This window comes from Yoonia maritima, assembly GCF_003003285.1.
GTDB lineage: Bacteria > Pseudomonadota > Alphaproteobacteria > Rhodobacterales > Rhodobacteraceae > Yoonia > Yoonia maritima.
Genome location: NZ_PVTP01000005.1, coordinates 251659 through 270497, shown reverse-complemented (window position 1 = coordinate 270497; position 18839 = coordinate 251659). Strand labels below are relative to the sequence as shown.

Genomic DNA, 18839 nt, shown 5'->3' with positions numbered 1-18839 from the left:
CCAACATAAACGGGCTCTAACTAGGAATTTTAGACCGATGCAAGATATTAGACCGATTATCCTATGTGGTGGTACTGGTTCACGCCTGTGGCCAATGTCCCGCACCCAAAGCCCTAAACAGTTTCAACCTGTTGGCGGCCCCGGGTCACTTACATTTTTCCAAGCGACAGTGCAGCGTCACCGTTCTAAGGGCTTTGGTAAGCCTGTCGTTGTCACCGCGATGCAACATTACCGCACGGTTCAGCAGCAGCTGAAAGAATTACAGTGCGACGCGACAATTATCTGCGAACCAATGGCGCGCAACACCGGACCTGCTGTTTTGGCTGCGGCGATGGTATTGGCAGAAGAAGACCCCAAAGCATTGATGCTGATCCTTCCAGCTGATCACATCATCGAGGGTAACTTGAATACGCCGATCCTTTCTATGCGCGAAGCTGCGAGTGATGGACGCATCGTGACATTTGGTATTACCCCAACTTACCCAGAAACAGGGTATGGCTATATCACTGACGGCGGCGCGTTTTCGAACTATGCAGGTCTACACAGCGTTGCGGAATTTGTCGAAAAGCCGCCGCTTAGCAAAGCGTCTGCCTTGGTTGATACTGGTTGCGCCTATTGGGCGTCGGGCATTTCATTGTATTCCACAAAGACAATCATTCAAGAATTCACACGTCTTGATAAGCCGTCGTTGAATGCCGTGACAGAAGCCGTGTCAAAAGGTGAGTGGGCTGACAATTGCTTGAAGCTGCACGCGGATAGCTTCCGCAAGGCAACGAACGAACCAACTGAACGCGTTATCTTTGAACGTGCGAAATCGGTCGCATTCGCGCCGCTTGATGTTGAATGGAGCGATGTCGGCTGCTGGACATCAATGCATGCGATCGGCCACTCGGACACCGACGGCAACGTGCTAACAGGCGATGTGATCTCGGTAAATTCTAAGAACACATTGGTGCGCGGCGACAAACGGCTTGTCGCGGTGGTTGGTGTGTCTGACGTGATCGTCGTGGATACGCCCGATGCTGTGCTGGTGACAGCACGCGGTCAGTGCCAAGACGTTAAGAAAGTCGTCGAGACACTGAAATCAGAATCCCGCCGTGAATCCGTGCGTCACTTGGCACGCGAACACCAATGGGGCCAAAGCCACCATGTCATGACGTCGAAAGACCACGACATGACAATGCTAAGCATCAACCCAGGTTCATCCATCACCGTTGATCCCCTGCCCGGTCGCCAGATCATCGCAGGTCGCGGTGGGCTGTCGGTCTTTGACGGGCTTAGCAACCGGACATTGGGCAAGGGCGAACGCGCCATGCTTGATGTTTTGGATCGGACAAAACTGACCAACACGTCGTCGGACAAGATCGACGTCATCATGGTGACGTTGAATTCTTCGATCTCAAACTCAATGCCAATGGATACTGCGTTGAATGCCTAAGTGGCGCGCACATATCACTTTGGCCGCTGGCCTGACTGCACTGTTCTGCGGCGCTGGGGCATCTATGTCCCACGCCCAGACAATGCAGGGCTATACCGCGCTGCGTGAACAGGTTGCGGATATTTATGCGGACCTGAAAGAACAAGTGCCGCATATTCGGCAGCCATCAGAGCTGTCCGATGCCACCCACGCGCTTAGCACGGCACAAACCGCGCCGGGGTCACAAGTAGCCCAAGAATTGCCGCCCATGCCCGACGGCGAATTTGAACTAATGGACCTTCGCCTTGCGCTGGTTCAGCTATCGTTTGCTGTTGGCAGTAACGATCAAATCACTGTCGTCCGCGCCCAAGCAGCAGAGCAGCCTCGCGTGATCGGCGTGCAAAACGGCACTGTCGATTTCGCACAATTGCGCGAATGGGTTGCGACGCGATCCAGCCCCGAAACGCTGATGACGGGCGACACTTTGCGGGTGCCGATTGTCGTGCTGCAAAACGCGCGGCTTCGCATTCAACCCGACGACATCTTACACCTCAGTCGCGCAGACGGCGCATTTATTGCCAACCTTGGGTCAATGATCATCGACGGCGCTGAAATCTCAGCGACCGCCGCGCCAAACACTGGTGCGTCTGACTTTGTACCCTTTGTGACCACCGCTGGCACAGGGATGGTGCAGATATCAAACAGCCTGTTCGAAGGTTTGGGCTTTGGCGACACCGCCGCATTTTCCGGTGTGTCTGTGATTAACCGCGGGCTGTACGCGCCGATTGGCGACTCGTTCATGGTGCAAAGCGTGCTGCGCGACATCGGAAAAGTCACCTTTGACGGCACCGACGCCGCAATTATCAAAGGCAACATATTCGCAGGCGAAGACGCCGGCACCGTTGAACTACGGCACACACAAAACGCGCGCGTGATCGCCAATATTTTCGCCGATAGCGCAAATGGCAGCGCATTACGCATCACCGACGGTTCCACGGGGACAACACTAACCCGCAACGTCGTTCTTAGCAGCGCCAGCAATGGCATCACCGTCAACCACGGCAGCAGCAACACAATCATTTCAGACAATATCGTCTGGAAAAGCACAGGCGGCGGCATTTCGATCACCGGTTCTGACTGTGTTTATCTGGCGAATAACATCGCCATTGATAACCGCCGCAAAGGTATCGAACTGCGCACCAGTCAAAGCTCTGCGGTGGTCGCCAACCATCTGCTCGGCAACCAAAGCTCTGGTCTGTTTGTCGGCGATCAACCAATCGGTAGCCATACCACGATTAGCGACAACATCTTTGTCGGTAACCGGATCGGGCTGTCATCCGCCTCTGCGCATCGGCTGACCCTTCAGGGCAACAACTTCCTGAACCAATTCCCCCGCTTTCTGGACGGTGACCTTGCCTCGCAAAGCCATAAAATCGTTGCCGACCTACGCGGCGAACAAGACATCGACCTGACAGCGGGCGGGATCCGGTCTTTCGCCACTGCCCCCGTCACCTGCACATATAAATTGGATAGCTGAGCAATGGTATTCTCGTCAGAATCATTCCTGTTCCTGTTCTTGCCAGTGTTTTTGTTGGTCTATTACGCCACGCCTGAGCGGTTGAAATCCTATGCGATCCTTGCGGGTTCATATGTGTTTTACGCGTGGTGGCGTGTCGATTTTCTAGGGCTCTTATTCCTGACGACTGCCTTTGCCTATGTGATCGGCCAGAAGGTCGCCAAACACCGCGGCACGTCACTGGGCCGGACCTATCTGATTATCGGGGTTGTGGGCTGTTTGGGTGTTCTGGGGATTTTCAAATACCTGAATTTCTTTGTCGACAGCTTTGCTGCGCTTGTTGGTACTGATGCCGCTGGTCTGGGCATTCACTGGCGCTTGATCCTGCCGATCGGGATTTCGTTTTATGTGTTTCAGGCCCTTAGCTATCTGATCGACGTGCATCGTGGCGACGCCACAGCCGACGCGCCTTTCATCGACTTTGCTGCCTTTATCGCGTTGTTCCCGCAGCTGATCGCTGGCCCAATCCTGCGCTACAAAGACCTAGAGGATCAGTTCCGCGAACGCACTCATTCGGTTGAGATGTTCAGCGATGGCTTTGCGCGGTTCATCATCGGGCTTGGTAAAAAGGTCATCCTTGCCGACGCGGTCGCGCCGCTCGCTGATCTGGCCTTTGCGACTGACAACCCCGGTATGGCGCTCGCTTGGGCAGGGGCGGCTGCCTACATGCTTCAGCTTTACTTCGACTTTTCTGGCTACAGCGATATGGCGATTGGGCTGGGCAAGATGATGGGGTTCAACTTCCTCGAAAACTTCCGGTTTCCGTACATCAGCAAATCAATCACCGAATTCTGGCGGCGCTGGCATATCTCTCTGTCGAACTGGCTGCGCGATTATCTTTACATCTCGCTTGGCGGCAACCGCAAAGGACCGGGGCGCACCTATGTGAACCTAATGATGGTCATGGTTTTGGGTGGCCTATGGCACGGCGCGAACTGGACGTTTGTTCTCTGGGGCTTCTGGCACGGCGGTCTGCTGGCAACCGAACGCTTTGTCGGCTGGGATCGGAACGCCAAAAACCACTGGTTCGCCTTGCCCCTAACGCTACTCTTTGTGTTGATCGGTTGGGTCATGTTCCGCGCGGCCTATGTCGGCGAAGCGTTCGAGATTTACGGCGGCATGATCGGGCTGAATGGGCTGATCGGTGATCCAACTGTCTGGCTTTCTGTGACACGTGAAAGCGTTGCATTGACTGCGCTGGCAATCGTGGTCGTCTTTGTTGAACCACATATATCGGCTGCCATCGAAGCAAACGGTTCAGGCATGACGCAGATCCGGCCTGATGGGACCACGGTGGCGAACCCAACCGTTCAGGTTCTTAATTCGCTTGCCGTTCTTCTGATCGGGACGGTTACGATCCTCAAGCTGGCCGAGCAAAGTTTTTCACCCTTCTTGTATTTCCAATTTTGATCGGAGGAACGTGATGTATTTCCAAACCGCGATAAGACTAGCGGCCCCCGTGGCATTCTTTGGATACGCTGCATTTGCGAACATTGCGCTGTTTCAGGCGGATGTCGAAGGGCCACACTTAGATGGGTTCGTCAAAGGTGGCTTCACCCAAGAGGTCGACACGCTCTACCGCGCAAATCTGCCCCACCGCGATGTCGCTGTGGGCTGGGTCGGTGCCGCCCGCTATGTCCTTCTGAACGAAGGCCGCAAAGGCGTGATTGCTGGCGAAAAAGGCTGGCTGTTCAGCTCTGAAGAATTCCGCGAACAAGACCCCGATCAGATTGGCCTGACTGACACGTTGGATTGGATAGCGTCGGTTCAAGACCGCCTCGCTCAGACTGGCACTGAACTGGTTGTTGTGCCTCTGCCTGCTAAGCTTGAGATCGCGCAAATCCACGGCGGTGACGCCGAACAAGCCCAGTCTATTGCGGGCACATACGACCTGTTTCTGGCCGAACTCGCCGCCCGCGATATTGTAACGGTCGATACGCGCCCGGCCTTAACCACCGAAACCGCCGCCTTTTTTCAAACAGACACGCACTGGACATCGGCAGGCGCGCAAACTGTTGCGCAAACTGTTGCTGAGTCAGGCAAGGTTGAGATCGGCACGGACAAATTTACACGAGCTGACCTCGACCCGATCCATTTTACCGGTGATCTGGTGTCGTTCGTGACCTCTGAAGAATTGGCACCAACCGTTGGTCTGACCATGGAAACCGTTACGCCGTATGTCGCTGAAATGGCGGCAGATGACGGGGCAATTGGTACGATTGATCTGTTCGGATCAGATGGCCCTGTGCCAATCGCATTGGTCGGCACCAGTTATTCTGCCAACCCGAACTGGAGCTTCGTCGAAGCGCTGAAATTGGAGTTGGCCCAAGATATTTTAAACTTCGCAGAAGAGGGCCAAGGCCCTGTTGCGCCAATGCACACATACCTTGAAACGCTTGATCCGGCTGAGGCTCCTCCGATTGTTATTTGGGAGTTCCCTGTGCGCTACCTAAGCGACCCGGCCTTGATGGATAGCCTTCTACCAACGAATGGGGACGACAATGTTTAAACTCGCAACCGCACTAATCCTTGGGATTGCGACGTCAGCCGTCGCACAAGATAGCGATGAAACGATAGAGCCAAGCCGCATCACGGTTAAAATGATGCCGGGCATCACTTCATCTGCGCAACTACCAACGCAAGAATTGATCGACGCGCGTAAATCATTGACGCAAGGCAGAAGAATTTACACGTCTCAACTGCGTCAAATTGCGGACCTGGGAGATGGGTTTGCCGCGCTCAAATTTGCGGAATGGCTAGAAGATTCTGAAACAGCACAGCAGTCCGACATCGCGCATTACTATGGGATTGCGGCGGCCACTGGGCGTCTTAACGCGTTTAACAGATTGCTTGATGCGCTTGACCATATTGATCCAGCGGAGCTGCCACGCGCACGTAGTAATGTTCTGGAAGGTATTGTGTTCGCATACGCGCGGGCAGGAAATAGTCGTGCAGTTGATGCCGTCATTCGCTATCAAGTTACCCAAAAACCATTTGGGCGTATCGATAGCGAGGTCGAAAGCCTGCTCGCCCAAGCGCACGGAGATACAGCATCTTCGATATCATTGCACCTTGCGCTGACCATTCTCCAAAACGAAGCGCATTCACCTGACGATTTGGCACGTGCACAGGCCTATATTCAAACGGCCGCTGAATCAGATTCACTTGAAACGCAGTTAGTCGCAGCGAACCTCACTCCACTGCTTGATGTGGCGCTTTCTAAGCAGGCTGAAATACCAACGGAGGTCATGCAGTGAAACAGCGCAATCTAAAGCTGGCATGTATTGCCTTATCCGCATTTAGTATGATGCCGAATATTGCGGTGGCTGAATCGATGTTCGGCTGCGCAGGACTGGAAACCGACACTGAACTACCTTCTTTGGAGGGCAAAGACGGTGTGTTTTTTAGAATTAAAACAGACCTGCGCATGAACCATCCGTTTTCGGATCAAAACGTTGAATTCATTTCAGAGCTGTCGCAAGCACTGGCCGAAAACGGGACAACTTTGATTTTCGTACCTATCCCAACCAAAAGCGTGACAATGCCCGACTATCTACCGGAAGAGGCGGCGCTGTACGGGTTTGATTTGGGTATCGCGACCGCAGTGCATGACGACATCTTGGACCGGCTCAATGCTGCGGGTGTCATTACTGTTGATGCCCGAGAAGCCATGATGGAAGCCGAAGAACTTCCTTTCTTTAAGGCAGACTTTCACTGGTCCCATATTGGCGCGCGTCATACAGCCGAAGCGATTGCAGAAAAGATTAAAAGCCTGCCAGAATACGCTGATCTTGACCATACGCCGTTTGAGACCGTCGAAGAGGGAATTGAAATCTCTTTTTCTGGCATGAGACGAGACCTGCAAGAGCACTGTGTTAAAACGCTGCCCGAAGCAGAAATTATGACATATTCGACCACACAAACAGAAGAGATCGATCTTGGTGACGGTGGTCTTGACCTGTTTGGCGAAGACGATTTGACTATTCCGATCGCGCTGTTGGGAACTTCGTTTTCGGACAGTCCGGTCAATAACTTCCCCGGTTTCATCGCCCAGTACACAGAGCTAGAGGTCGTCAACTATGCTTTGACTGGTGGGAACCAATATGGTGCCATGACGTCTTATTTGACATCAACCGAGTTCCAAGAAACACGACCACGGTTTCTGGTGTGGGAAAATCCCATTTACACCAACCTTGCACAATATGGTGATCAGCCGATGCGTGAACTCATTGCTGCGGCCGGGCAGACATGCACGGTGCCGTTAGAGGCGCAAGTCAACGAAGCTAACAATGTGGTGACGGTTGATCTTACTGATTACGAACTGGGTCCTGAGGATACGATCTTTATTGATATCCATCAGCTTGCGGGCACCAGCGCCAACTTTCTGTTTCAGTCCCACGATGGCCTGACACGGAGCAAATTTATCGAACGAGGTGAACGCCAAAGCCGGACAGGTCGTTTCTACATGCCGTTGTCTGGACTTTGGGCCGACGGCGCAGCTTCGGTCGATATTTCGACGTCTGGGCCTTTTACCTCCCAGCCCAGCGTCTTTGCCTGCACCACTCAAACAAAGGAAGAAATATGAAACTCCCGTTTACTGTCGCTTTAGCGGCTATCCTCACTCAGGTTAGTCCCGCTCTGGCCGATGATGGCCTATATCAAGATGTGGCTGATCCAAACTCGAGCTTCGTTCGGGTCGTTGCACCGGGTCAAACTGTTGCTTCGATAAATGGTGAAAGCGTCAGTGACATCGCTTCAGGCGTTTCCGATTACGTGAATGTCATGCCCGGAGAGATTGACGTTGTCGTTCCGAATGGGACTGGAGTGGTCGAAGTTGGGCCAAGCGCCTACTATACGGTTCTTTTTACTGAAGATGGTCAAACAGAAATCGTCACAGACGACATTACGAACAGCCCATCAAAGGCAGACATATCGATCTACAATTTGACCGATACACCAAGCATCGACGTATTTGTCCCACAAGCAAATGCCGTCGCTGTTGAAGGCATCGAAGCCATGCAGGGGCAGTCCGTAGCGATCAAAGCACCGCTCACGTTGGACTTTGAACTGCGTTCTGGTGACGAAGTTCTAGCAACTGTTTCAGAGGTAGAGCTTATCCGTAACGCTGGTGTGTCTATCGTTCTACTGCAGACCGACGACGGCTACTCTGCATTCGCCACGGACAATTCCTACCTTAAATAAGGTAGCTATACAGGAGTAACCACATGTTTGGTTTCGTATCTTCACCAAAACAAAACTGGTCAGCGATCCTTTCGGTGCTTGCCCTGTCGGTCGCGCCTATCGCGACATATGCACAAGAGCCGAGCACGAATGTGCTCGACCTCGAATTTTTGCCACCTGAGATTACGCCGTCACATATCTGTGTGCCGCGTGCACCCGATGCCGAGACTGTAGAAACTTGGAGAAATTGGGATGGTGTCAGGCTTCCCAATGTCGACCACGCGCTCATCAAACGCGACATCAATCGTTTGCAGCAAATCAATGCTTCCTACTGGCTAGAAACGATTGAGCTGATTATCACGCGCTTGGCCGAAGCCGACCCTAGTTATGCAGGGGACAACGCACTGTTGGCGCGGATATCTGCAATGGTTGCCGCGGGCGCGTTCGAAGAGCTAAGCAGTCAACAGCTTATCGCGCAGCTTGCTGCTGACGAAGAACTTCTGTCACCGCGTATCAAAACAGCCTTGTCTGGTTATTTTCGGAATGGGCTTGGTGTTGAACGTGACGTCGAACACGCCGACGCGTTGCTTGTTGATGCCGGGTATTCTGGCAACGCCGATGCGTTGCTGACCCTCACGAAACGTGAACTTGCCGGAACTAGTCCCGAAGGATGGGATGTTGCCCCTGAACTTGCTGTGACCATGGCGTTTGGTTCGTTGGTAGGGGAATTGAACCCTTCGATTTGCGACCGCGTTGCACGTATTGCGCGCGAATATAGCAACGGCGAAATTGTGCGACCAAACCCGCAGCTGGCGCATGATTGGTTTCGGTTTGCAGCCGACCTAGGCGATTCAAATTCGGCCTGGAAAATCGTTGAATTCCACATGCTGGCAGAGAATTTCGAAAAAGATAATGACGTTCTGCTGCATTATTTAACGCAGGCTGCAGATGCGCAATTGCCATATGCACAAATTGCGCTGGGCCGTGTTTATGAAACCGGTGCATTGGTCGAACGCGACCTTGATCGTACTTTGCAATTATTTCGAGCCGCGGCAAAATCAGGGGGGCGCCCCGGCCTGACACGTCTGGCGTTGTTTTTAGAAACCTACGCTGATCGTTATCCCGGCACCAATGATGAACGATTGGCAGCATTGAATGACCTTGCCGAACATCCTGGTGCGGCGGGCTGGGTCTTCTCTCGGCTTGCGGATGATGTTTACGAGCGTAAAGGGCGTTGGGGCGGTCAAGCAGAAGCTTTGGTTTATCTGGAACGCGCAGCAGAGCTGGGCGACATGGATGGTTCGCTCAACCTTGCCATCAACCTTGTCGCGCAACGAAGTGGCGAGCATGAGATTGAACGCGCAGTCGACCTATTGTCATATTCGGTGTCGGCTTTAGGCGGTGTGAACCCTGCCAAAATGCTACATGGTGTATTTATGTGCCAAGCCCCTGATAGCCCACGGATAGAAGAGGCGCAGTATTGGCAAAGTATCGAAGATGCGACAGGCACATCGAATGTCGAAATCGCGGCGCGCGATCTTATTGAACTCGATGACGAAGATGATGCGCTTACCATCGCGCTGATACAATCTCATGCGCTTTATGGTCGCGCGAAGGCGATGGCGAGTTACCTAAAGTATCTTGAAAACGCCCCCGACACGACGCCCGAGATGCTTGCGTTTTGGCATGAATATTCGAACCAATATACAAGCGTCTTGGAAGCATTGGCCGACCTTGAATTCGAACTGGCCGAAAATCCGGCCGAGCGTATCGTTGCTTTCAATTTGTTAAGGCAGGAATATAAATTGTCTGGTGCTCCGGCTGCGCTGGCTCTTGCCGAGGCGATATTGGATTACCAATCCGACACAGCATTCGACACCACAGAAGTCCGTTCCTTGCTAGAGGGACCGGCTGGCGAAGGCCAAGGTGCTGCAATGCAGTTGCTTGCTGTGCTTGACCCGGGCGCCGACAGTGGTCGCGCTGTATTCGAACAATTCGCAGACATTATCGAAGCAAATGGCGACTTTGATGCGCTACTTTTCGCGGTGCCATTTTTGGAGGCGGAAAAGCAGGAAAACTATCTATCGCGGGCCGCCGGTATCATTCCGTGCGATTATAAAAACGTGATGGCAATGTCGCGTTTGTATCTCGAGATCGACGATGCAGAAAACGCTGTGCACTGGATGCGGATCGCCGAATATCTGATGGAAGACAATCCGTGGACCATGGTTGATCTTGCGCGTTCAGAACTAAGCGTTCTTGGTGTCGAAGCTGCACCTAAAGCGATGGCTTTGTTTGAACGCGCTGCCGCGTTGGGTGATGTAAATGCGCCGCGTGGAATGTTCGATCTTTTGGTGGCAAGTGATGCGGAAACCTATGATCCAGAACGCGCGGCCTTTTTGATTACGCAAGCAATGGATGACCCAGAGCACGCCTATTTGAACCGCTTCTTAGGATCTTACCGTGCTGCCGAGGATGACGTCAAAGTTGAGATCGAAGCACGCCTTGATATGCCGCAGGTCTATATGGTTGCCGCTGAATCTGGCGATGTCTTTTCAATGCGTACCTATGCACTTTATCTACGTGAAAACGCGGCCAATCCGACTGACCTTGCGACATCAACCGAATGGCTGACACGTGCTGCAGAAGGCGGAGACACAACAGCAATGGCCGAACTTGGATATGCGCTTGCATTTGGGATCGGAACTGACGCCGATTTGGACAATGCAGTGGTCTGGCTGGAGCGCGCTGCAGCAAATGGGTCTGCTAAAGCTGCGACAATTACAGCACTTCTTAACCTCAGTGAGGATACATAATGCGTAAATTTTTAAGCATCGCAGGAGCCGGAGTTCTGATGTCTTTCGCTAGCCCTGCTTTTGCAGATGACGAAGCCTGCGCCGCAGCACCTGAACCTGTTGTGACGCTTGGCTTTGGTAGCCGTTACACGGATGACAGCAAATCGCGTTCTGACATCGACGATGAAAGCAATGCAGAGGTAAATGCCGCACTTGGACCGATTGACGACTTTGTTCGGGATCTCACGCAGGTTGCTAATAATGTCACCAAAGGCGGTGGAGACCGTGTTGCACAGGCGGATTGTGCAATTGCGCAAATGTTGACCTGGGCCGGGGCTGACGCCTTTTCCGAGCTTAACACCATCACCGCAAATTTTTCGATTGGATCGCGCCTTGGTGCGTTCGCGTTGGTTTACCGGCAGGTGGCACCATACGCGACTGATGTACATGCGCGGCAAACAATCGAGGATTGGCTAGGTCGTCGCACTGCAGAACAAATGACGTTTTGGGAAGAAGAAGCAACCTCTGGTGCGAAAACGGGTAACCTGCGGGCTTGGGCAACGTTGGGGATTAACCTTGTCGGTCAGATCAGGAATGACCCAATTGCGCTAAGTTGGTCCGAGTGGTCCGCGACATATCTTCAATGTCAGGCGCTTGCTGACGGCAGCCTGCCGCAAGAAATGCGTCGCGGAAAATATGCACTGCACTATCAATTGCACGCTGTTGCACCGCTGGTTTTAACAACGTTGCTACTGGAACAGCAGGGGCGTTCCATCAAGGGTGTGTGTGACAATGCACTGGATCGGATCGTTGCGTTTACAATAGCTGATCTCGAAACAGGTGAAGCAAGTGCTGCCTATTCTGGCAAAGAGCAAAGCCTGTTTGATGGCACTGAAGAGCTTGAGAGTTTTCAAATGGCTTGGCTCGAGGCGTATCTCGTGTTGTCTCCGAACCCGGATATTGACGCATATGCGGATCGGTTCCGTCCGATGTCGAATAGTAAACTGGGCGGTGATCAGGCTCTGCTTTGGTCTGGAACAGGTTCTGATGGGTAACTAAAGGCTAGGTTGGCGCTACGTTGACGTTTTTGCTGCAATGCGGCACAATATCCTTGCTCAGCTATCGCCAGGCCATCCCTTTATCATCTGTTCATGACACGTATCGTCGCGTTGCGCCGCAGGCGTTGTGAACTCCCGTTCCAGCGAGCCCGCAATGACCTTTATGCCCCGTATGACTGCCGAGACGCGTGCGATCCGCACCGTGCGTCCGCTGTCGTGGCGTCGTTGGCCGGGTGTTATCGCTGATGTCTGGCACGTTCATGGCGAAGCGGGCGGCGGCGGTTTCTACCGCTCGCCCGATCCGCGATTGGTTGTGTTTTTAGGGGATGGCGCCAATGATCTGCGCATTCGCACGCATGAAACCGCGCCATGGACCCATGATGTTGGCGTCTTTTACGTTCCCGCAGGCGTACCAATGTGGAGCGAGCTGGACCGCGAAGGCCCCTATGCCCATCTTGATCTGCATCTTGACGCTGGGCCGCTCGCACAGCGCATGCAGACATTGGTCGCCCCATCTGCACTCACACAGCCACGCCTTTTGAAAAGCACAGACCGCATAAACGCGCTTGCCGGTATGATCGCCGAAGAAGTGATGACACCATCGCGCCCCGATCTTATGACTGACGGCTTGTTTTCTGCGTTGATGATTGAGGTTCTTGAACTGCCCGCTCCGCAGCCAGAAGCCGAGCGTGGGGGGCTGTCGCCGCATACGCTGATCAAGCTGGAACATTATGCGCGGCAAAGTTTGGATCGGCGGATCACTGTCGCTGAACTGGCCGAAGTTGCTGGCCTGTCCGAAAGCTGGCTAACGCGTGCATTCCGTCAAAGCCTTGGCACGACCCCACAAAGATGGCTGACATCCCTACGCCTTGCCACAGCCCAAGATCTAATGACAGATATGTCACGGCCGTTGGCTGAAGTCGCCGCCGAGGCCGGATTTGCAGATCAGGCCCACCTCACACGTGTCTTTCGAACCCATCATGGTCAGACGCCGGGTGATTGGAGAAAACGTCGTTTTGTCCCGAATCCGACAAGCCACGACAGTTTGGTTCAAGCCAATCGATAATTTCCGACTTAAATAGTCGGAAATTAAATTACCTCGGACACGCACATGACCCTTACATCTCGGCTTACTTTGCTGGCCAGCGCCAGCATCTTTGCGCTTTCATCATCCGCTGCTCACGCCCAATCAACGGCGGATCTTTTCGATCTTGGCTCGATCCAACTTGAAGGAGAGATTGATCCATCTGACCCTGTTGCGGGCTATGTCGCCACGAACGCACAAACTGCGACCAAAACAGGCACGCCCATCCTTGAGACACAGCAATCTGTTTCTGTAATTACTGGGGAACAGATCGAAGACCAAGGGGCGACAACATTAGGCGATACGCTTGGCTACACAGCCGGCCTGACAGCACAGCCTTTCGGCACCGACCCACGTTTCGACAGCCCCACCATCCGCGGCTTCAACGGATCTGGTGCGCAATACCTCAACGGGTTACGCATTCTGCGTAGTTTTGGTGCGCCATCATTTGAAATTTATTCACTTGAGCGCGTCGAAGTTCTGAAAGGTCCGTCATCGGTTCTTTACGGTGCAGGCATCCCTGGTGGTGTCATCAACCAAGTACAAAAACGCGCGCAGTTTGTTGACTTTGGCGAAGCTGGTGTCGGTGTTGGTGATCCAACTGCCACAGAGGGCTTTGTGGACTGGAACCACACCTACTCTGATAATTTTGCGGCACGCTTTACGGCGGTTGCACGCGATAGCGAAGAAGACGTCGAAGAGCTCTCAAGCCAGCGTGGCTATCTGGGTGTAGCGACACGCTGGGACATTTCAGACGCAACAACATTGCAGTTTCTCGGCTCTTATCAGAAAGACAACCCACTCACCCCGGCAGGTGTTCCACACGGCTTGATTGGTCAAGTTGACGACGAAGACTTGCGTAGCTTCTATGCTGGTGACCCAACAGACGATAACAGCGATCGTGAAACGGTGAACCTTGGGTTCGAGCTTAGTCATGATCTGAACGAAGATTGGTCGCTGGAAGCCGGCTATCGACATCAGCGTTTTAGCTGGGACTACACTGGCTTTTACGTGACGGGTCTTGGCACGGATGGTGATACAATTAGCCGTGGTGGCAGTACTCAAGACGAAGAAAGTGTCACTGATAACCTAGATGTTCGGCTTCGTGGCTCGGTTTGGGCAGGGAACACAGTACATGATCTGCTCTTTGGGTTGGATGTTCGTCATTATGATGCCAAAGAAATCGTGGCATTTTTATATGCCGACGATATCAGCTACTCCAATCCTGAATATGACGGTGCGAACTTAACCGCGCCTTGGTACGCGTCAACAAAGGACTCGGTGCTTGATCAGGTCGGTGTCTATGCTCAGGATGAAGTCTCTGTAGGCAACTGGCGCGGTTCGCTTGCATTGCGTCACGATTGGGCAGAACAAACTGGCACAAGCGAGCAAAAAGACACAGCGACCACTGGCCGCGCAGGCGTATCATATGTGTTCGAAAATGGCGTTGCACCATATGCCAGCTATGCGACCTCGTTTGATCCAGAGGTCGGCAGCGATATCGACGCTAACGCACTGAAGCCAACTGAAGGCAAACAGTGGGAAGTGGGAGTCAAGTGGGAGCCAACTACCTTTAATGGCTTCTTCTCAGCAGCGGTTTATGACCTGACCCAAAGCAACCTGTCGGCAACTGTTACCGAAGGCGGCATATCAGGCACCCGTCAAATCGGCGAAGTCACGTCCAAAGGTCTAGAGCTGGAAGGTTCTGTCGATCTGGACAACGGCTGGAACATTCGTGGACAGTACACTTGGAACGAAACTGAACAGACCAAGGGTAGCAACGTCGGCAATGAAATGGCAAACGCGCCCACACATAACGCAAGCCTTTGGGCCAACTATGGCTTTGGCAACGACAGCGCTCTCGAAGGGCTGCGCGTTGGTGGTGGTGTTCGCTACATCGGCACACGTTTCGGCGACACAGCAAACGCATACGAAATGGAAGACGTCACATTGCTTGATCTTCAGACAAGCTATGACGTGACCGAAGACATCGCAGTATCGCTGAACGTCACCAACCTGACTGACGTCGCATATGTCGCCAACTGTGGCGGGTTTGGTTGCTACTATGGCGACGGCCGCACCGTTCAGGCGCGTATGTCTTACAAGTGGTAAACGCTTCTAACATCTTTGGGCGCCGCGCATTTATGTGCGGCGCTCTTGCGTCGCTCGCGCTTCCTGCGCGGGCGGATACGCCTCGGGTTGCGGCAATTGATTGGGCCATGCTTGAAACCGCTATGGCGCTTGGCATTGTTCCCGTCGCCGCCTGCGAACTGATCCGATTTCGCGCAGATGCCGTGACCCCCGACCTTCCGCAATCGGTTGTTGATCTGGGGCTACGCAGCGCACCAAATTTCGAACTTTTGCAATTAACGCGCCCTACCCTGATCCTTTCGTCGCCATGGTACGGCTATATTGAGCCGCGCCTTTCCGCGATTGCGCCTGTGTTCAGCCAGACCTTCTATTTCGCCGACAAAGACCCGTGGCAAAAATCCATCGAGGCATTGCACGGCTTGGCCGGGCAGCTTGGTATCCCTGAAACTGCAAATCAGGTCGAAGCCGCTGCACTGGCTGAACTGGCCCAAATGCGCGAAACGCTTGCGCCATTTCGTGACCGTCCCGTTTACATCACCCAAATCGGCGACCCTCGGCATTTCCGCGCGTTCGGCGCAGATAGCATGTTTGGCGCCGTCTTATCCCTGTTGGGTCTAACCAATGCGTGGGATGGCAGCACCGAATACTCCTTTGCCGCGCCGGTCCCGCTTGAACGGCTTGCACCAAAGCCTGACGCCCGCATCATCGCTGTATCCGGCATTCCTGCCGTCGCCGAACAAGGCCTACGCAATTCTGTGCTTTGGAACCGGCTAGAGCCAGTCGCCCAAGGCCGTTTTGCCACAATCGGCAACATCAACCCATTTGGGGGGCTTCCCGCCGGGCTGCGGTTTGCGCGGTTGTTGACCAACGCCTTAACCCAAGGGCACGCCGGATGAAGATCGCTATACTGCCACTTTCGTTTCTTCTTGCGGTTGGGCTTTGGCTCGCTGCGGCGCAGCCTTGGGTAACGGGTGGATGGCCGCTGCCGCCGTTTCACGCAGCAAGCCTTAGCTTTGAACACATCCTACTGGCCTATGGTCACATGCCGCGCGGGATTATCGCATTGCTTGTCGGCGCATTGCTTGGGCTTTCGGGTGCTTTGCTGCAGATTGTCCTGCGCAACCCTATCGCCGATCCGTCAACACTGGGCATTTCCGCCGGGGCGCAACTGGCACTGGTCGCCGTGACTGTTTTGGCCCCCGAGTGGTTGGCATGGGGGCGTTGGCCAATCGCCATGTTCGGCGCGATGGCAGCGCTGGCTATTGTGATGGGCATCGGGGCCGCACGCGCATTCCACCCTGTGACAATGGTGATCGCCGGCATGCTTGTCGCGTTGTTCGCGTCATCGTTTGCGGCGGCATTAACGCTGGCGCAGGGGCAATATCTGTTCTCACTGGTCGTTTGGAATGGCGGTTCATTGGTGCAAACAGGCTGGGGACCAACGCTCACATTGATTGCGGCCCTGTTCGTTGGCGGCATCGGCGCCGCGCTTTTGGCACGCCCGCTTAGCGTTTTGGGACTAGCGGCAGAAACGGCGCGGTCGCTTGGGCTGAACGTCGCGTGGGTGCGTGGTTTAGCGGTGCTTTTGGCATGTGGACTGGCGGCAAGCGTATCGGCAACTGTTGGACTAGTCGCCTTTGTTGGACTTGCAGCCCCCGCAATCGCCCGCGCATTGGGCGCACGCAAACCGGCGCAGGTGCTTTGGATGGCACCCATCGCAGGCGCGCTGTTACTGTCAGTCTGTGATGGGCTTGTGCTGACCATCGCTGGCGCTGGCGGCGAAATGTTCCCAACTGGCGCTGTAACAGGTTTGATCGGCGGGCCCCTATTGCTGTGGCTTCTGCCGCGCCTTCGCGCAACACCGCCCCCTGCGCATTCAGACGCATTGCCAAGGCGCCAACGCCCTGCCCTGATGCTATGGGTGTTGGCCGTCTTTTCAATCGTCTTACTTGCGATCCTTGTGATGGTCGGTCGCCTGCCTGATGGCTGGGCCTTACTTGACCGCGAAAGCCTTGCCCTGTTCCTGCCCAATCGGCTACCGCGTCTGATTGGCGCGGCAAGCGCTGGTGGGCTGCTCGCCCTTTCAGGCGCAATCCTTCAGCGGCTTACGGCGAACCCTCTTGCCTCGCCCGAAGTCTTGGGCGTCTCTGGCGGGGCGGCAATGGGATATGCAGGGTTGTTGTTCCTAACGGCGGCACCAACTGCATTGCAGCTAACGCTAGGGGCAACGGTCGGCGGGGCATTGGCGCTCGCCCTAATCACGCTGTGTGTGTTGGGCCGGAACGCACGACCAGAGCGGCTGTTGCTGGCAGGTGTGGCCGTGTCATCGCTTGCGGCATCGGTGCTGTCACTTTTGATGGCCGCAGGCACAATGAAAAGCTTTGCCATTCTCGCTTGGCTGTCTGGGTCCGCATCGGCACTCACTGGTACTGGGGCGGGCGCATTGGCTGCATTGCTGATCGGGCTAACCATCGCCGCGCTCTTCTTGGGACGCTGGTTGGCGATCCTCCCACTGGGGCCAGAGGTCGCGCGCGCGCTTGGCATTCCAGTACGGTTGGCGACGGTTGCCATGGTCCTGCTGGCGGGGTTGGCGACAGGGGCCGCCACGATCCTTGTTGGGCCACTTAGCTTTGTTGGGCTGATGGCACCACATCTGGCGCGGCATCTGGGATTTGCCCGCGCAACTGATCACTTGCTTGGCAGTATGCTTATCGGCGTATTGCTTATGCTTGCCGCCGATTTCGGCGCACGTATGGCAAGCTTTCCTTATGACCTGCCACTTGGCCTGTTTGCGTCGCTTTTGGGCGCACCCTGGCTGATCCGGCTATTACTGCGGAGACCCGCATGACCACACTTTATGACATTCAAAACCTGACCTTCACTGTGCCGGGACGCACGTTGCTGGACGATGTGAAACTGTCAGTGCCTGCGGGCAAGGTAACCGGGCTGATCGGGCATAATGGGTCTGGCAAGTCGACACTGCTAAAACTGCTAGCACGGCAGATCACACCCACATCCGGCACCATCGCCTTTCACGGTCAATCACTGCCCGACTGGAATGCACGCAAACTGGCACGGCGACTGGCGTATCTGCCGCAACACCTGCCCACGGCCGAAGGTTTGCTGGTACGCGAACTCGCGGCACTCGGGCGGTATCCATGGCACGGGCCGCTTGGCCGACCCGGCCCCGAAGACCAAAACGCCATCGATGCAGCTGTCACCGCCTGCGGGTTGGATGGGCTTGCTGATCGGCGAGTTGATACGCTTTCGGGGGGCGAGGCGCAGCGCGCATGGCTTGCCATGCTGATCGCGCAAGAGGCCGATTGCCTGCTGCTGGATGAACCGATCTCGGCGCTGGATATCGTGCATCAGGTCGAAGTTCTGAACCTCGTGCACAAACTTAGCCACGACAGCGGGCGCAGCATCATCGTCGTGTTACACGATCTTAATATGGCAGCACGGTTCTGCGATCACATCGTCGCGCTACGCGGCGGGACGGTCGCCATGCAAGGGACCCCAACTGACCTCATGAACCCAACCGAACTGCAATCCATCTATGGTGCCAATATGGAGGTGCTTTCCCGCGCCGACGGCACCCCAATCGCACACCCCAACTAACCTCGAAGGTCACGCAGCC

14 protein-coding genes are annotated in these 18839 nt (G+C 54.6%); all 14 read left to right on the top strand.

The features are described from left to right. The first annotated feature begins 37 nt into the window (after nt 1-37). On the top strand, nt 38-1438 hold the full coding sequence (locus tag CLV80_RS09800) for a mannose-1-phosphate guanylyltransferase (protein ID WP_106357502.1): 1401 nt from the start codon (nt 38-40) through the stop codon (nt 1436-1438). Beyond that, nucleotides 1431-2954, top strand: a complete 1524-nt coding sequence (locus tag CLV80_RS09795) for a right-handed parallel beta-helix repeat-containing protein (protein ID WP_106357500.1) — start codon at nt 1431-1433, stop codon at nt 2952-2954. The genes CLV80_RS09800 and CLV80_RS09795 overlap by 8 nt, the downstream gene beginning before the upstream one ends. 3 nt (nt 2955-2957) lie before the next feature. After that, nucleotides 2958-4403, top strand: coding sequence for an MBOAT family O-acyltransferase (locus tag CLV80_RS09790; protein WP_106357497.1), 1446 nt, complete (start codon nt 2958-2960; stop codon nt 4401-4403). Nucleotides 4404-4416: 13 nt separating this feature from the next. Next, nucleotides 4417-5502: an alginate O-acetyltransferase AlgX-related protein gene (locus CLV80_RS09785; RefSeq protein WP_106357494.1), complete on the top strand. Its 1086-nt coding sequence runs from the start codon at nt 4417-4419 to the stop codon at nt 5500-5502. Further along, nucleotides 5495-6250, top strand: coding sequence for a hypothetical protein (locus tag CLV80_RS09780; protein ID WP_106357491.1), 756 nt, complete (start codon nt 5495-5497; stop codon nt 6248-6250). Before CLV80_RS09785 ends, CLV80_RS09780 begins: the two co-directional genes overlap by 8 nt. Next, a complete protein-coding gene (locus CLV80_RS09775; RefSeq protein WP_106357488.1) occupies nt 6247-7578 on the top strand; it encodes an alginate O-acetyltransferase AlgX-related protein in 1332 nt (443 codons plus the stop codon). The genes CLV80_RS09780 and CLV80_RS09775 overlap by 4 nt, the downstream gene beginning before the upstream one ends. Further along, nucleotides 7575-8195 (top strand): alginate O-acetyltransferase AlgF, encoded by a 621-nt coding sequence (locus CLV80_RS09770; RefSeq protein WP_106357486.1) that lies wholly within the window; start codon nt 7575-7577, stop codon nt 8193-8195. Before CLV80_RS09775 ends, CLV80_RS09770 begins: the two co-directional genes overlap by 4 nt. Nucleotides 8196-8218: 23 nt before the next feature. Beyond that, on the top strand, nt 8219-10990 hold the full coding sequence (locus tag CLV80_RS09765) for a tetratricopeptide repeat protein (RefSeq protein WP_106357483.1): 2772 nt from the start codon (nt 8219-8221) through the stop codon (nt 10988-10990). Next, nucleotides 10990-12024: an alginate lyase family protein gene (locus CLV80_RS09760; protein WP_106357480.1), complete on the top strand. Its 1035-nt coding sequence runs from the start codon at nt 10990-10992 to the stop codon at nt 12022-12024. The genes CLV80_RS09765 and CLV80_RS09760 overlap by 1 nt, the downstream gene beginning before the upstream one ends. Nucleotides 12025-12181: 157 nt before the next feature. Continuing rightward, nucleotides 12182-13093, top strand: coding sequence for an AraC family transcriptional regulator (locus tag CLV80_RS09755; RefSeq protein WP_106357477.1), 912 nt, complete (start codon nt 12182-12184; stop codon nt 13091-13093). 45 nt (nt 13094-13138) lie between these two features. After that, nucleotides 13139-15223 carry a TonB-dependent siderophore receptor gene (locus tag CLV80_RS09750; protein WP_106357475.1) on the top strand — a complete coding sequence of 695 codons (2085 nt, stop codon included), beginning with the start codon at nt 13139-13141 and terminating at the stop codon, nt 15221-15223. Then, nucleotides 15217-16098, top strand: coding sequence for an ABC transporter substrate-binding protein (locus CLV80_RS09745; protein ID WP_311135525.1), 882 nt, complete (start codon nt 15217-15219; stop codon nt 16096-16098). The genes CLV80_RS09750 and CLV80_RS09745 overlap by 7 nt, the downstream gene beginning before the upstream one ends. Continuing rightward, nucleotides 16095-18050: a Fe(3+)-hydroxamate ABC transporter permease FhuB gene (gene fhuB, locus CLV80_RS09740; protein WP_106357473.1), complete on the top strand. Its 1956-nt coding sequence runs from the start codon at nt 16095-16097 to the stop codon at nt 18048-18050. Before CLV80_RS09745 ends, fhuB begins: the two co-directional genes overlap by 4 nt. Beyond that, on the top strand, nt 18047-18820 hold the full coding sequence (locus tag CLV80_RS09735) for an ABC transporter ATP-binding protein (RefSeq protein WP_106357470.1): 774 nt from the start codon (nt 18047-18049) through the stop codon (nt 18818-18820). The genes fhuB and CLV80_RS09735 overlap by 4 nt, the downstream gene beginning before the upstream one ends. Nucleotides 18821-18839: the final 19 nt, after the last annotated feature.

Excerpts from the sequence above, each read along its gene's own strand:
- fhuB (WP_106357473.1), top strand. The coding sequence starts at position 16,095 with ATGAAGATCGCTATACTGCCACTTTCGTTTCTTCTTGCGGTTGGGCTT.
- CLV80_RS09735 (WP_106357470.1), top strand. The coding sequence starts at position 18,047 with ATGACCACACTTTATGACATTCAAAACCTGACCTTCACTGTGCCGGGA.
- CLV80_RS09780 (WP_106357491.1), top strand. The coding sequence starts at position 5,495 with ATGTTTAAACTCGCAACCGCACTAATCCTTGGGATTGCGACGTCAGCC.
- CLV80_RS09800 (WP_106357502.1), top strand. The coding sequence starts at position 38 with ATGCAAGATATTAGACCGATTATCCTATGTGGTGGTACTGGTTCACGC.
- CLV80_RS09755 (WP_106357477.1), top strand. The coding sequence starts at position 12,182 with ATGACCTTTATGCCCCGTATGACTGCCGAGACGCGTGCGATCCGCACC.
- CLV80_RS09770 (WP_106357486.1), top strand. The coding sequence starts at position 7,575 with ATGAAACTCCCGTTTACTGTCGCTTTAGCGGCTATCCTCACTCAGGTT.
- CLV80_RS09795 (WP_106357500.1), top strand. The coding sequence starts at position 1,431 with ATGCCTAAGTGGCGCGCACATATCACTTTGGCCGCTGGCCTGACTGCA.
- CLV80_RS09785 (WP_106357494.1), top strand. The coding sequence starts at position 4,417 with ATGTATTTCCAAACCGCGATAAGACTAGCGGCCCCCGTGGCATTCTTT.
- CLV80_RS09760 (WP_106357480.1), top strand. The coding sequence starts at position 10,990 with ATGCGTAAATTTTTAAGCATCGCAGGAGCCGGAGTTCTGATGTCTTTC.
- CLV80_RS09750 (WP_106357475.1), top strand. The coding sequence starts at position 13,139 with ATGACCCTTACATCTCGGCTTACTTTGCTGGCCAGCGCCAGCATCTTT.
- CLV80_RS09765 (WP_106357483.1), top strand. The coding sequence starts at position 8,219 with ATGTTTGGTTTCGTATCTTCACCAAAACAAAACTGGTCAGCGATCCTT.
- CLV80_RS09790 (WP_106357497.1), top strand. The coding sequence starts at position 2,958 with ATGGTATTCTCGTCAGAATCATTCCTGTTCCTGTTCTTGCCAGTGTTT.